The sequence below is a fragment of the Stenotrophomonas sp. PA-6-5C genome, from assembly GCF_021605635.1.
GTDB lineage: Bacteria > Pseudomonadota > Gammaproteobacteria > Xanthomonadales > Xanthomonadaceae > Stenotrophomonas > Stenotrophomonas lactitubi.
The window spans coordinates 17,353-30,552 of record NZ_WKEE01000013.1 but is presented as its reverse complement, the minus strand read 5'-3'; the positions used below and the strand labels follow the sequence as shown (position 1 = coordinate 30,552).

Sequence of the window (13,200 nt, the reverse complement as noted above, 5' to 3'; positions counted from 1 at the left end):
ACGCTGCTGTTGATGATGCCCACGTCGTGGGCGTCGGCATGGTAAACCGAAAGTTGCGGGATTCACGCCGCAACATGCCGTACTCAGCTGATGATCTGACGTTTACTGCGCGCCTGGGCAATCGCCGCCACCAGCAGATCGCCGGTCACCGGCTTGCGCAGGAAACCATCGAATCCGGCCGCAAGCACCTGGGTCTCGGCATAGGCGTCCGAGCGCGCGGTAACGGCCACCAGCGGCAGTTCGTAGCCCATCGCGCGCAGCTGGCGGGCGATCGCGGTGCCGTCGAGTGCCGGCAGGTCGAGGTCGAGCAGGCCGACATCGAACCCCTCGGTGGATATCTCCGACAGTGCCCCCAGGCCATGCAGCACGTGCACCACCTCATGGCCACGGCCGCGCAGCAGGCCGGCAATGACCTCGGCAACGGTTGCGTCGTCCTCGACCAGCAGGATGCGCAGTGCAGGCAGCGTCGGCGACGCTGCCTCGCCAGGGCTGGAGGCCTGCTGCCGGCTCCATGGCAGCGGCAGCCGCACGGCGAAACGTGCGCCGCGCCCCGGCTGGCTGTCGACATCGATGCGGCCGCCCATCGCCACCGCCAGCTCCTGGCAGATCGCCAGACCCAGCCCGCTGCCGCCATAGCGTGAGGCGGTACGCGGGCCATCGGCCTGTTCGAAGCGGTGGAACAGGCGCTGCTGCTGCTCGGTATTGATGCCTGGCCCGCTGTCGCTGACCTCGAAGGTCACCGCGCCGCCGTCCTCGTCCAGGCGTGCCGCCAGACCGACATGACCGCGCTCGGTGAATTTGATCGCGTTGCCCAGCAGGTTCAGCAGGATCTGGCGGACGCGCATCTCATCGCCACTGACGCAGATCGGGCCTGGCAGTGCATCCCCGCGCTGGAAAGCCAGCCTGCGCTGTTGTGCCATCGGCTGCATCAGTGCCTGCACCTGGTCCAGCAGTCCGCCCAGGTCGAACGGCCGGATGTCCAGTTCAAGCCGGCCGGCCTCGATCCGTGCCAGGTCCAACGCATCGTTGACCAGCCGCAGCAGATGACTGCCGGCCTGCTGGATCGAGCCGGCATAGCTGCGCTGCACCGGGTCCAGTTCGGTGGCCAGCAGCAGCTCGCTCATGCCCAGTACGCCGGTCATCGGCGTGCGCACTTCGTGGCCCAGGGTCGCCAGGAAGCGGCTCTTGGCCTGCGATGCCTGCTCGGCGATCTGCTGCTTGTGCACCGTCAACTGCCACTGCTGGCGCCGCCGCAGCCGCCTGCGGATCGACCACAGCAGTGCCAACAGCAACAGCGAGCCGAGCATCACATAGCCGAAGATCGCCATGCCGCTGCGCCACCAGGGCGGCAATACCTTGATGTGCAGCTGCTGCGAGGGTGTCCACGGGCCACTGGCCGATGCGGCCTGCACCTCGATCGAATAGGCCCCGGGCGGCAGTCGCGACAACGTCCGCTGGCCATCCCCGCCCTGTTCCACCCAGTTCTGGTCGTAGCCCTCCACGCGGAACCGGTAGCGGTTGCCCTGTGGGTTGGCATAGGACAGCAGCCGCGCATCGATCTGCAGGTCACGGTCGTCGGGCCCCAGCAACAGCAGGCCGGAGGTCGGCAAGGGCTGCCAACCGCGCGCATCATCGCGACGCACGCGCACCTGCGCGATCACCAGCTGCGACGGTGGCAGTTCGACATCCGCAGCATTCGGGTCGAAACCCACCATGCCGGTCTGGGTAACGGCCAGCACCCGCCCATCGGCATCGATCGCCGGTGGGCGTCCGGTGAACTCGGCATCGAGCAGGCCGTCGCGCTCATTGAAGATCTGCAGGCGACGCTGTTTCGGATCCCAGCGCAGCAGGCCACGGGGCGTCGTCGCCCACAATTGTCCGTTCGCGGCAAGGGCCAGCCCTCCCATGCTGACCGGCGGCACGCCGGCGCCGGCATCGACGCGCTGGATCAGGCGCAGGCTGAGGCCATCCCACTGGTAGCGTTCAAATGCGCCCTGGCGTGCGATCCACATCTGCCTGGGATCGATCCACACCAGATCGTAGATCGGGCCCCTGGAAACGCCGGGTACCGCCTCGAAGCGGTCACCCTGCTCGCGCATGATCCCCGTTTCCCCCATCACCCAGGCCCGCCCCGTGGCATCGAAGCGGATCTGTTCGACCGGTGCATCGGTATCACCACGCAGCATGGCGCCATCGAAACTGCGCAACAGGCGACCCTCGGCACTGCGCTGCTGCAGGCCCAGATTCATCACCGACACCCAGACCGTGCCATCAGGCGCCTGCCGCATCAGATCGATCCGCTGTCGCAGGTCGGAGCCGCCGCCGATGCGCCAGTCGCGCAGCGCGCGGGTGGCCGGGTCATACACGCTGATGCGTCCCGCGCGCCCCAGCCACAGCCGCCCATCGGGACGTGGCAGCACCGACCACACCGCGCCACCGCCCAGCTCGCGCTCGCTGGCCAGCAGGCTCAACGTCCCCTGCGCATCGATCTGGTAGACACCGTGCGCAGAACCGACGTAGTAGCTGCGACCATCGCTGGCGGCACTCAGCAGGTACTGGCTGTCCAGCGGCTTGCCATCGAACTGGTACCAGGTCGAAAAGCGCCGCCAGTCTGGTGGAAGGTAGGCCAGGCCCTGGGTCAGCAGCGCGACCCAGAGCCCTCCCTCATGATCCTGCAGCAGGTCGAGCACGCCACTATGGCCCGTCAGGAAGCCGCTGCCACGGTCGCCTTCCAGTTTGCGCAGCACCTGACCGTCACCGCGCAGCAGGCCATCGGAGGTTCCCGCCCAATAGCCTCCGCGGCTGTCGGGCAGCACCAGTGCCGAACGCAGGCCGGCGCTGTCGGCCCAGGCCGGTCGCGTTACCCGATCCTGCGCATCGACGCGATACAGGCCTTCATTCTGTGTGCCGACCCATATTGCGCCATCGGCATCGCGGCTCAGCCGCAGCACGCTGACGGCCGCCAGTTCGCGCGGCGCCACGACGTCGAAGGCATGGCCGTTCCAACGCGCCAGGCCGGATTCGGTTCCCACCCACAGCCGTCCCTGCGCGTCGACCAGGCTGCTGTAGATCGTGTTGCTCGGCAGTCCGCCGGGCTGCGCCGGATCATGCTGGAAATGGCGCAGCGAGCCGTCTTCGCCGAAGCGGCAGACTCCATGACTGCTGCTGCCGACCCACAGCGCATCCTCGGCATAGGCCAGCGTCCAGAACTGTCCCTGGCAGCCCTCAGTGACGGAATCGAAGGTCTTGAAGCGCTCGCGGTCGGCATCCAGGCGGGCCAACCCCTTGCCGTTGATGCCGACCCATACCCGGTCGAGCGGGTCGACCAGCAGCGTTTCGATCTCGTTGCCGGGCAGCGAATCCGGTTGCGCCGGGTCGTGCTGCCACACCCGCAGTTCCCCACCGTCATAGCGGGCCAGGCCGCCGTCGGTGGCAGCCCATACATGGCCCTGACGGTCTTCGGCCAGCGCGACCACCATGCGCGAGGGCAACCCCTCGGCCGCGCCGAAACGGCGCAGGCGCGGTGTTTCACCAGCCATGTCCAAGGTCGCGGCTGCCGCGGAAAGCGCCAACAGCACCAGACCTGCTCCTGCAATGCCTTGGCACCACCGGCGCCAGCCGCTCGTCATCCTGAACCCCCTGTCCTGTGCCGATTGTCACACAGGGCTGCAGCCATCGCTGCAACAGCCTGTTTCCGGCCACATCGACACCACGAACTGTTGCAGCCATGCACACAGCGTTGCGCGAAGGCTATGGGTATGATCGAACAGTCTTTTTCCCGGAGTCCACCGCCGATGCGCCACTGCCTGGCCCTGCTGCCGATGCTGCTTGCCGTCGCCCCCGCCTGGGCAGGCAACGATGCCTACCGCATCGATCCGGTGCACACCCGGGTGCTGTTTGCCATCGACCATGCCGGCTATTCGCAGGCGCTGGGTACGATCTCCGGAAGCCAGGGCCAGCTGCAGTTCGATAGCGACAACTGGCACGATGCGACACTGGACGTCGAGATTCCGGTAGCACGACTGGACCTTGGCGATGCCAAGTGGAACCAGGCCACGCTGGCGCGCAGCCTGCTCGACGGCGAACGCTTTCCCACCGCCCGCTTCGTTTCCCACCATGTCGAACCGGTCGACGCGAAACGTGCCCACGTGACCGGTACCCTGACCCTGCGCGGGGTCAGCCAGGAAGTCACGCTGGAGGTGACCTTGAACCAGGTCAAACGCTATCCGCTGCCGCCGTTCCGGCGTACTGCGGGCTTCTCCGCCACCACGACACTGAGCCGCCGAGCCTTCGGCATCACCGCCTGGCCGGGCGTGATCGGCGATGCGGTGCAGGTGCGGATCGAGGCTGAAGCCACGCTCGACCGCAGCGATTCTCCGGGAACTCCCGCGCCCCAACCCCACTCCGACAGCCAGACGGCCACCAAGGACCCTTCATGACCGCCAAGAACACCCCCGCCGCCTGGGGGAGTGTCAGCCAGACCCTGCACTGGCTGATCGCATTGCTGATTCTCGCCCTGGGCATCGTCGGCCTGACCATGGGCGAACTGCCGAAGACGCCCAAGTATTTCTGGGTCTACACCGCGCACAAGTCGATCGGCATCACCGTGCTGGCACTGGTGGTGCTGCGCCTGGGCTGGCGCCTGTATGCCGGTGCCCCCAAGCCGGTACCGGGCGTACCGAGCTGGCAGGAGCGCATCGCCAGCGCCACCCATGTGCTGCTGTATGTGCTGATGTTCGCCATCCCGTTGTCGGGCTGGATATACGACTCGGCCAGCGGCCTGCGTCCGTTCCGCTGGTTCGGTCTGGTCGAAGTGCCCAAGCTGAGCGGACCGGACCCGCAGGTCGTGGCGGTTTCCCATGCCCTGCACGAATACGGCTTCTGGCTGTTGATCGCGGTGGTACTGGCCCATGCCGGTGCTGCCTTCTACCACCACCTGTTCCAGCGCGATGCCACCCTGTCCCGGATGTTGCCGCGTGGCTGGCTCGCCTCTCCCCAGAAGGACTGACCGATGACCCTGAAACTGACCACCCCGGCCGCCGTGGCCGCCGCCCTCGCCGGCATGCTGGCCACCGCACCGGTGCTCGCCGCCGATTACGCCCAGGCGCCAGGTGCCGGTTCGTTCCTGGCCTTTGCCACCAAGTACGACGGTGAAGTGTTCACCGGCAGCTTCCCGGGCTTCGCCACCAAGCTCAGCTTCGACCCGGCCAATCCGGCTGCGGGTTCGCTGGACGTGGTGATTCCGCTGGCCGGCGCCAAGAGCGGCAACAGCGACCGCGACTCCACCCTGCAGGGCGCGGACTTCTTCAACGTCGGCAAGTTCGCTACCGCACGCTACACCGCCAAGGGTTTCCGCGCGCTCGGCAACGACCAGTTCGCCGCCGATGGCACGCTGGAACTGCGCGGCGTCAGCAAGCCGGTCACCTTCACCTTCACCTGGAAGCCCGGCGCACAGCCGGTGCTGACCGGCAAGGCGACGGTCAAGCGCCTGGACTTCGGTGTCGGCGGCGGCGACTGGGCCGATACCAAGACCATCCCGGACGAAACCGCCATCAGCACCATCGTGAAGTTCGACGCGAAATAAGACGCCCTGGCGTCCGCGGTAGCGCCGGGCCATGCCCGGCGGCTTCCCCCGATGGCCGCGCTACGCGCTCGCCGGGCATGGCCCGGCGCTACCTGCCCGCGGCCAACCAGGCCTGCACCGCAGCCGCATCAAACGGCCAGTCCAGCTCGCGCCCGCCGGTCTCATCACGCAGCACCGGCACCCGCGCCCCATAACGCGCCTCCAGCGCCGGCTGGTCATCGAGGAACACCGATTCGAACTCGGGCGCCCGCGCCTTGGCCAGTTCGGCCAGGGCCATGTCACACAGATGGCAGTCGTCACGCTGGAACAGGGTCAACACCGGGGTTTGCTCCCTTGGCGGAAATGCTGCGCCGCAGTCATGGAAGTGCGGCGTGAACCGCTAGAATAGCGGTCTCTCCCGGTACCCGCAGTACGGCAACCATGGCTGTCAGCACGTTCGACGTTTTCAAGATCGGCATTGGCCCGAGCTCCTCGCACACCGTCGGGCCGATGAGGGCCGCCGAGCGCTTCATCCATCGCTGGCTGCTCGACCCGGGCAAGCTGGGGGAGGTCGCGCGCATCCGTGCCGACGTGTACGGCTCGCTGGCGCTGACCGGCCGCGGCCACGGCACCGACAAGGCGATCCTGCTGGGCCTGGAAGGGCAGCGTCCGAACCTGATCGACCCGGACATCATTCCGTCCACGCTGGAGCGCATCCGCAGCAGCAAGCGCATCATGCTGATGGGCCAGCACGAGATCGCCTTCGACGAAAAGCGCGACCTCGGCCTGAACAAGCGGCAGAAGCTGCCCTACCACACCAACGGCATGCGCTTCACCGCGTACAACGCCGATGACGAAGTGCTGGCCACCCGCGATTACTACTCGGTGGGCGGTGGCTTCGTGGTCAACCAGGACGATGCGGCCGATGACCGCATCGTGCCGGACGAAACGCCGTTGCCCTACCCGTTCAAGAGCGGCGACGAGCTGTTGGCGCAGACCGCACGCAGTGGCCTGAGCATCGCCCAGTTGATGTTCGAGAACGAGAAATGCTGGCGCAGCGAGGACGAGATCCGCGACAACCTGCGCGAGATCTGGAGCGCGATGCAGGCCTGCGTGGCGCGTGGCATCCGTGAGGAAGGCGTGCTGCCGGGTGGACTGAAAGTGGGCCGCCGCGCACCGGCGCTGTACCGCGAACTGTCGTCGAAGCCGGAAGCAGCGATGCGCGATCCGCTGACCACGCTGGACTGGGTCAACCTGTACGCGCTGGCCGTGAATGAAGAGAACGCCGCCGGTGGCCGTGTGGTCACCGCACCCACCAACGGCGCGGCGGGCGTACTGCCGGCGGTGCTGCACTACTTCGACCGCTTCTGCCCCGGCGCGAACGAACAGCGGGTGTTCGACTTCCTGCTGACCTCGGCGGCGATCGGCATCCTGTACAAGGAAAACGCCTCGATCTCCGGCGCCGAAGTGGGCTGCCAGGGTGAGGTCGGCGTTGCGTGTTCGATGGCCGCCGGTGGCCTGGTCGCGGCGCTCGGCGGCAACCCGAGCCAGATCGAGAACGCGGCGGAAATCGGCATGGAGCACAACCTGGGCCTGACCTGCGACCCGATCGGCGGCCTGGTGCAGATTCCATGCATCGAGCGCAACGCGATGGGTGCGGTGAAGGCGATCAACGCCTCGCGCATGGCCATGCGCGGCGACGGCAAGCACAAGGTGTCGCTGGACAAGGTCATCAAGACCATGCGCGATACCGGCCGCGACATGCAGGACAAGTACAAGGAAACCAGCCGCGGCGGGCTGGCGGTGAACGTCATCGAGTGCTGATGATTGGCGCAGCCAGGCATGGCCTGGCGCTACTGTGCAGCCGGGCATGGGCTCGGCTCTACACCGGACGGCGTCGTCACCGCTTTGCGGTTAGGCTCGGGCATCCCCTGCTCCGGAATGTCCCATGCGTGTGATCGCTGCTGCCCTGCTTGCCTGCGTTCCGTTGTCCGTTCTCGCTGCGCCAACCTACGGGCCGCGGCTGGAAGGGTTCGATTACGGCTATCCGGTGAAGACCTTTGTGCTGGAATCGCAGCACCAGCCGCTGGAAATGGCCTATCTGGATGTCGCGCCGAAGAAGAAGCCGATCGGCGTGGTGGTGCTGCTGCATGGCAAGAACTTCTGTGCAGCGACCTGGAAGGAGACGATCAAGCCACTGGTGGCTGCAGGCTACCGGGTGATCGCACCGGACCAGGTGGGTTTCTGCAAATCGAGCAAGCCCGAGCGCTACCAGTATTCATTCGGGCAGCTGGCCGACAACACCCATGCGTTGTTGCAGCAGCTGCAGCTGGGTGACGTGCCGGTGCATGTGGTCGGTCATTCGATGGGCGGCATGCTGGCCATCCGCTATGCGCTGATGTATCCGCAGGAACTGCGCAGTCTGTCGCTGGTCAATCCGATCGGGCTGGAGGACTGGAAGGCGCTGGGCGTGCCCTGGCGCAGCGTGGACGCGTGGTATGCCGGCGAAATGAACATCAGCTATGACAGCATCCGCCGCTACCAGCTGGACGTGTACTACGACGGCAAGTGGAAGCCGGCGTACGAACCGTGGGCGCGCATGCAGTCAGGCATGTACGAAGGCCCGGGCAAGCAGCAGGTCGCCTGGAGCCAGGCGTTGACCTCGGACATGGTGTTCAACCAACCCGTCGTCCATGAACTGAAGAACCTGCAGGTGCCGACCACCTTGTTCATCGGCCAGAAGGACCGCACGGCGATCGGCCGTGACCAGGCATCACCCGAACTGAAGGCGACGCTGGGCAACTACCCGGCACTGGGCAAGGCGGCAGCGGCGGCGATACCCGGCTCGACCCTGGTCGAGTTCGCGGCACTGGGCCATTCGCCGCAGGTGCAGGACCCGAAGCAGTTCAATGCGGCGTTGTTGAAGGCACTCAAAGCGCGCTGACGTTCCATGACCGCCGGGCATGGCCCGGCGCTACCAGGATCGGTGTGGGTAGCGCCGTTCCATGCCCGGCGAGCGCAGCGGCGGCTGGGGTCAACCCACGATCCGCAACACATCATCCAGCAGCGCCGCTGCGGTCACTTCCGCACCCGCGCCCGGCCCCTGGATCAACAGTGGCTGCGCGCGATAGCGATCGCTGTGGATGGCCACGCGGTTGTCGGTGCCCGCGCCCTGCGCCAGCGGATGGTCGGCCGCCAGCTCACGCAGGCCTACCTGCGCCCCCCCGCCATCAACGCGCCCGACAAAACGCAGCACCCGACCGTTTGCACGCGCTTGCTGCCAACGCGCCTGCAGCGGTGCGTCCAGCTGCTCCAGCGCGTTCACTGCATCTTCCAGCGACAACGCCGCCAGCGTATCCGGCACCAGTGAATCGACCTGCACCTGCGAAGCGTCCAGCGCCAAGCCGCTGCTGCGCGCGAGGATCAACAACTTGCGGCGCACATCCTCGCCGGAGAGATCCAGTCGCGGGTCCGGCTCGGTGTAGCCCGCCGCCAGCGCTTCACGCACCGCTGCCGAGAACGGTGACTGGCCGTCATAACGATTGAACAGCCACGCCAGCGAGCCGGAGAGCACGCCCTCGATGGCATGGATGTGGTCACCACCGGCAACCAGCGCACGCAGGCTGCTGAGCAACGGCAGGCCGGCACCAACGGTGGCACTGTCGCCATAGCGCGCACCGCTGTCGGCGCAACGGTCGGCGATGGCCTGCGCACGCGACAGGTGCGCACCACGGCCAAGCTTGTTGGCGGTCACCACGTGCACGCCGCGCGCCAACCACTGCACATGGCGCGCCGCTACATCTTCACTGGCGGTGGCATCGACCACCACGTCACCACGCTCCAGCCCTTCGGCGCTGGCCCAAGGCGGCGAACTCTGCCCATCGCGCGGCGCACGGCGTGCCAGTTCCAGCGGCAACGCCAGATCACGGTCGATCGCCAGCGCCGTGCGCGAATTGGCCAGCCACTGCACGCTGGGCAACTCCAGCCCGCGTGCCTGCAGCGCCTGGTAGCGCTGTACGAAGGCCGAACCGACGGTGCCGGTTCCGAGCAGCGCCAAGCGGCCGGTACCCAGCAGCGGAATCTCGACAGGCAAAGCGCTCATGCGTCTGCCACCTGTTTGCCACGCGCCACCGCATCGATCACCGCCTCCGCACGCGCCAGTGCAGCACCCAGATCCGCCAGCAGGTCACGCTCGCCTTCGATGCCGACCGACAGCCGCAGCAGGCCTTCGCTGATGCCCGCAGCGGTGCGTGCTTCGGCCGTCATCGCCGCATGGGTCATGGTTGCCGGATGCGCGATCAGGCTCTCAACGCCCCCCAGCGACTCGGCCAGCGTGAAGTAGCGCAGGCCATCGACAAACGCGCGCACAGCGGCATGCGGATCATCGCCGGCACAGCTGGCCAGTTCGAAGGACAGCATCGCGCCGAAACCACTCTGCTGCCGGGCGGCAACGGCGTGGCCCGGATGATCGGCCAGGCCCGGGTAGTAGACCTTGGCCACCGCCGGATGCGCATCAAGCAGTGCCACGATCGCGGCGGTGTTTTCCTGGTGCGCGCGCAGGCGTGCATCCAGCGTGCGCAGGCCGCGCAGGGTCAGGAACGCATCGAATGGCGAACCGGTGAGACCCAGTGCGTTGCCCCACCACACCAGCTGTTCGTGCACGGCGGGATCGCGGGCAATCACCGCACCACCGACCACGTCGCTGTGGCCGTTGATGTACTTGGTGGTGGAGTGCAGTACCACGTCCGCACCGAACGACAGCGGTTGCTGCAATGCCGGCGACAGGAACGTGTTGTCGACCACCACCAGCGCTCCGGCCTTGTGCGCGGCATCGATCACGAAGCGCAGGTCGGTGATGCGCAGCAGCGGGTTGGACGGCGTTTCCACCAGCACCAGCTTCGGCTGCGTGGCCAGCGCCTGGGCCAGCGCGCGTGGGTCGGTCAGGTCGGCGGTGACCAGTTCGAAATGGCCCTTCTTCGCCAGCGCGTTGAACAGGCGCCAGCTGCCGCCGTACGCATCATGTGGCACCACCAGGGTATCGCCCGGCTGCAGCAGTGCGTTCAGCACCAGGTTGATCGCGCCCATGCCGGTCGCCGTGACCACGCCGCCGGCGCCGCCTTCCAGTTCGGCCAGCGCTTCGCCCAGCAGGTCGCGCGTGGGATTGCCACTGCGGGTGTAGTCGTACTGGCGCTTGTTGCCGAAGCCTTCAAAGCTGAAGTTCGACGACAGCACGATCGGCGGCGTGACCGCGCCGTGGGCGGTGTCCCGATCGATGCCGGCGCGGACGGCGGCGGTGGTGCGACAACAGGACGGTTCAGCGGCGTGCAGGCTCATGCGGACTCTCCAGAAGTGCGGAAGGCGGTGGCGAGGATCGCGTCGATGCGATCGGTTTCTTTCAGGAAGGCGTCGTGGCCGTATGGCGAGCGCAGCACGCGCAGGCTGCCGCGCGGGCCCAGTCCCTCGACCAGCCCGACCAGGTCGGCAAGCGGAACCAGGCGGTCGCCTTCAACGGCAACCACCACGGTCGGCGGCAGGATCGCGCTCGGGTCCACGCGGTGCAGGTCGATCGACTCGGACAGGCGCAGGTAGGCATTGACCGGCGTGCGCGCCACGTACTGCGCGCCAGCGGCGTCGAGGTAATCTTCGGCGGCGACACGAACGCGGCCATTGACCACTTCCGGTGCTGCGTCGAAGCGCTCGCCGAATTCTTCCGGCGTGCGATAGCTGAGCATCGCGAACTGGCGGGCCAGCGCCAGGCCGTGGTCTTCGCCACACTGCAGCTGGCCCAGCGCCACGGCACGGCGCTGCAGCGCGCGCCAGGCGGCGGCATATGGATGCGGGCGATGCGCGCCGCTGACCAGCACCAGCTGCCGGACCCGTGCACGGTGGCGGATCGCCAACTGCTGGCCGACCAGCGCGCCGTAGGAATAGCCGACGAACGCCTTCAGCGCGCGGATGCCGAGGTGGTCCAGCAGCAGTGCCAGCGCATCGGCCTGGTCGGCGGTATCGATCGGCACATCCAGTGCGCCGTCGGCCCCGATGAAATCGAACGCGAGCACACGCAGCTGCTGCGGATCCAGTGCGCGGCCGCTGCCGACCAATCCTTCGGCCCAGCCCTTCTCGGTGAACTGCGCATTGGAGGCCACATGGCGGTGCGCGGAAATGCCGCCGGCCAGCACCACCACCGGTGCGTTGACCGGACCGACCCATTCATAGCGCAGGCGCACCGGGCAAGGGCCGGCATGACGCATCGACAGCACGGCGGCGAACTCGCCGCGCTCGGCGTGCACGCGGTCATCGACCGGCACGCTGACGGGGACAAAGGGTTCGGGGCGAAGCACGGTGCTGGTGGCGAAGCTCATGGCGGGTTCCGGTAGGGAAATCGGCCATCGAGCCTTCGCGGGGCTCGCGTTCGAAATGCACGTGGTGTGCAGGTTCGAACCATCTTTCGGTGGACGCCACGGTCCCCGCAGGATTTGGCACCTACGCAGGCGCTTTCGCGTCTGCGGGCTGCCCCGGCTTCAAAGGGCCTGTCCCTCTGCCGGTCTCGATGGTGGAGCCACGATGCCAGTCCTTTCCGGGCATGTCAATCCCTTCATGCGGATAAAGAGATGAATGAGTGCGAAAGCCCCCACCCTTCCCCCATCCCGGCAGCTTGCGTAGAGTCCCGGCGGTCCATGTCGCTGGAGCCGTCGATGCGCCGCTTGCCCCTGTCCTGCCTGCTGCTGCCCCTGTTGGCGAGCGCCTCCGCGAACGCCGCCGACTGGCGCCAAGGCTGGGGACTGGTACCGAAGACGCCAGCCGCGCCCACGTACGACGCCACGCCGCAAGCGGCGCCGACGGCCCGCCTGCGGCTGCAGCCGATCGGCGACCAGTGGCAGGCACGGATCGACAACCCGCTGTCCGGCCCGGTGCAGATCGAGCTGCGCGCCGCCCCCGGCACGCAGGTGGAGGGCCTGCCGCTGCAATCACTGGTGCAGGCCACCGGCAGTCTGGTGGTGGGCCACCTTCCCTCCCCTTCCAGCGGCAAGGCACTGGACCTTCGCCTGCAGTCGGTGCCGGGCAATCCGGCCGCGCGCGCCGAAGACGTCGCCTATCGCCTGCCCTTCGAGGCTGTCCAGCTGCGCGTGGACCAGGCCCCACAGGGTCGGTTCAGCCATGATGACGAGGAGAACCGCGACGCCATCGACTTTGCCCTGCCCGAAGCAACGCAGGTCCTGGCTGCCCGCGAGGGCACGGTGATGCAGGTACAGGACGGTTTCCGCGGCAATGGCCTGGATCGTGAACGCGATGCCGGACGCGCCAACTTCGTTCGCATCCTGCACAGCGACGGCAGCATGGCGATGTACGCCCACCTGCAGGCCGGCGGCATGCGGGTCCGTCCTGGCCAGGCCGTGCAGGCGGGCCAGCCGATCGGCCTGTCCGGCAACAGTGGCTACAGCACCGCCCCGCACCTGCACTTCGTGGTGCAGCTCAACCGGGGCATGGGCCTGCGCTCGGTGCCGGTGCGCATCCTCGCCCCGCAGGGCGAATTGCACTTCGCCCGCGAGGGCAGCGGCGACGCCAGCGCCGGGCGCTGACCCGCCGACGCCGGCAGGCCGGTATAATCGGGCGCTTATCTCTTTGAAAAGCGCCCC

11 protein-coding genes and 1 riboswitch are annotated in these 13,200 nt (G+C 67.5%); of the genes, 6 read left to right on the top strand and 5 right to left on the bottom strand.

The features are described from left to right. Positions 1 to 83: 83 nt before the first annotated feature. Positions 84 to 3,629 carry an ATP-binding protein gene (locus tag GIW57_RS07840; RefSeq protein WP_100460055.1) on the bottom strand — a complete coding sequence of 1,182 codons (3,546 nt, stop codon included), beginning with the start codon at positions 3,627 to 3,629 and terminating at the stop codon, positions 84 to 86. Positions 3,630 to 3,794: 165 nt separating this feature from the next. Here GIW57_RS07840 and GIW57_RS07835 point away from each other — a divergent pair, with 165 nt between their 5' ends. Genes GIW57_RS07835 through GIW57_RS07825 form a run of 3 tightly spaced genes read left to right on the top strand, consistent with a single transcriptional unit; the run spans position 3,795 to position 5,584 of the window. Further along, positions 3,795 to 4,439, top strand: a complete 645-nt coding sequence (locus tag GIW57_RS07835) for a YceI family protein (protein ID WP_100460056.1) — start codon at positions 3,795 to 3,797, stop codon at positions 4,437 to 4,439. Next, entirely contained in the window at positions 4,436 to 5,008 is a 573-nt protein-coding gene (locus tag GIW57_RS07830) for a cytochrome b (RefSeq protein WP_100553249.1), read from the top strand. The genes GIW57_RS07835 and GIW57_RS07830 overlap by 4 nt, the downstream gene beginning before the upstream one ends. 3 nt (positions 5,009 to 5,011) lie before the next feature. Next, on the top strand, positions 5,012 to 5,584 hold the full coding sequence (locus GIW57_RS07825; RefSeq protein ID WP_236509827.1) for a YceI family protein: 573 nt from the start codon (positions 5,012 to 5,014) through the stop codon (positions 5,582 to 5,584). A gap of 88 nt (positions 5,585 to 5,672) precedes the next feature. On the opposite strand, the gene GIW57_RS07820 is transcribed toward GIW57_RS07825, so the two are convergent. Then, positions 5,673 to 5,903: a glutaredoxin family protein gene (locus GIW57_RS07820; protein ID WP_100553251.1), complete on the bottom strand. Its 231-nt coding sequence runs from the start codon at positions 5,901 to 5,903 to the stop codon at positions 5,673 to 5,675. 101 nt (positions 5,904 to 6,004) lie between these two features. Between GIW57_RS07820 and GIW57_RS07815 the strand changes: the two genes are divergently transcribed. Both GIW57_RS07815 and GIW57_RS07810 read left to right on the top strand, forming a co-directional pair. Beyond that, positions 6,005 to 7,387 (top strand): L-serine ammonia-lyase, encoded by a 1,383-nt coding sequence (locus tag GIW57_RS07815; RefSeq protein WP_100460060.1) that lies wholly within the window; start codon positions 6,005 to 6,007, stop codon positions 7,385 to 7,387. Positions 7,388 to 7,511: 124 nt separating this feature from the next. After that, positions 7,512 to 8,507 (top strand): alpha/beta hydrolase, encoded by a 996-nt coding sequence (locus tag GIW57_RS07810; protein ID WP_236509815.1) that lies wholly within the window; start codon positions 7,512 to 7,514, stop codon positions 8,505 to 8,507. 90 nt (positions 8,508 to 8,597) lie between these two features. Here GIW57_RS07810 and GIW57_RS07805 read toward each other — a convergent pair whose 3' ends face one another. The 3 genes from GIW57_RS07805 to GIW57_RS07795 are packed head-to-tail and all read right to left on the bottom strand — an operon-like array spanning position 8,598 to position 11,925. Beyond that, the gene (locus tag GIW57_RS07805) at positions 8,598 to 9,665 is read right to left on the bottom strand and encodes a homoserine dehydrogenase (protein ID WP_100460062.1); all 1,068 of its coding nucleotides are present in this window, start codon (positions 9,663 to 9,665) and stop codon (positions 8,598 to 8,600) included. Beyond that, positions 9,662 to 10,897, bottom strand: coding sequence for an O-succinylhomoserine (thiol)-lyase (locus tag GIW57_RS07800; protein ID WP_205406138.1), 1,236 nt, complete (start codon positions 10,895 to 10,897; stop codon positions 9,662 to 9,664). Before GIW57_RS07800 ends, GIW57_RS07805 begins: the two co-directional genes overlap by 4 nt. Further along, on the bottom strand, positions 10,894 to 11,925 hold the full coding sequence (locus GIW57_RS07795; protein ID WP_089236491.1) for a homoserine O-succinyltransferase: 1,032 nt from the start codon (positions 11,923 to 11,925) through the stop codon (positions 10,894 to 10,896). Before GIW57_RS07795 ends, GIW57_RS07800 begins: the two co-directional genes overlap by 4 nt. Before the next feature lie 76 nt (positions 11,926 to 12,001). Next, positions 12,002 to 12,120, bottom strand: a riboswitch (SAM riboswitch). Between the two features lie 138 nt (positions 12,121 to 12,258). On the opposite strand from GIW57_RS07795, the gene GIW57_RS07790 reads away from it, so the two are divergent. Further along, entirely contained in the window at positions 12,259 to 13,143 is an 885-nt protein-coding gene (locus tag GIW57_RS07790) for a M23 family metallopeptidase (protein WP_236509811.1), read from the top strand. Positions 13,144 to 13,200 lie beyond the last annotated feature (57 nt).